The following is a 1,244-nucleotide window of genomic DNA, read 5'->3' on the forward strand; positions in this document are numbered from 1 at the left end:
CAGACTGTAGACAAAGTGGTCTTGAGAGCATAGCTCTCAAGACCATTTTTCTTCTTAAGCCGGATTTTCATAATAAAAATGGTCAAAACAGCCCTTATCAGGCCATTTCTAACCGCCATTCATTCTTGATTCTTGCAAGCTTTTTTAGATTCATACACGCAAAGGTAAGCGCGACCTTCATTTCCATCCGCGCCTTTCCATACATCTGTGTATATCTAAATCCATGATTCTCTTTGGCTGTCCCAAAGATTCTCTCTATTGTTTCTTTCCTGTGAGAATAGAGATCTTTCATCCCCTCGGTGTATCTTATGTCATCACATTCTTCCATGTAATCTTCCCAGATATGACGGGTTACCAGTTTTACATGATTCTTGCTAAGTGTACATTGTTCAAGGTAAGGACAGTTTCCGCAGACCTTTCCGCAACTCTTGTATTCTCTGTATCCATCGCGATTTGTGGTCGAATACTCCAGCACCTGATCGTTTGGACATATATAGCAGTCATTGTATTCATCATAAGCAAACTCAGATTTTCTGAAGAATCCTTTCTTCGTCATTGGCCTCTTGTAGGGAAGAAGAGGTTTGATGCCATCATCTATGAGTAGTTTTGCTATAGCTGGAGTTTTGTAACCAGCATCTGCAACGATAGTTTCTACTCCGATATCCTTGATCTTGTCGTAAAGTCCTTTGAATGTGCGGCTGTCATGCTCATTGCCGGGGTTAACTGTGTAATCAAGGATCCATCCATTCTTGTCGCAAGCAGTTTCAATTCCGTAAGCGAATACATTTTTGTGTTCGCCTTTTCTGAACCATCCACTATCAGGATCAGTTGTGCTGCATTTCACCGTCTTGGTATCATTTGGTACGTCGTCCGTGAAATCACTGAAATCATCATGTCCGCCAGCGTTTTTATCGTCATCATCATCCTTGTCTTTAAGTGGCTTTTTGCCATGCTCAGCTCGGTCTTCGTTTATTTCCTTTTTGAGCATTTCTTCGTAGAACAATGCTTCCTGCTTTGCAAGTTTATGCTGCATCTTTCTGTTGTTTGCTCTCGCCTTTACATGAGTAGCATCTACAAATACAGCAGTAGGGTCTACCAGCTTGAAGCGATAGCAGTCTTCAAGAATGCGCTGGAATATCTGCTCAAAAAGGTCTGTATCCTTAAAGCGTCTTGTATAGTTCTTTCCAAAAGTTGAAAAGTGTGGGACAGGCTCGTTAAGCTCTAAGCCCAGGAACCATCTGTAT

1 pseudogene is annotated in these 1,244 nt (G+C 41.7%); it reads right to left on the minus strand.

Annotation, left to right across the window (positions count from 1 at the left end):
- Positions 1-1,244: pseudogene (locus tag BM377_RS16085) on the minus strand (IS1182 family transposase); the annotation flags it as partial.

Source organism: Butyrivibrio sp. INlla21 (assembly GCF_900116875.1).
Lineage (GTDB): Bacteria > Bacillota > Clostridia > Lachnospirales > Lachnospiraceae > Butyrivibrio.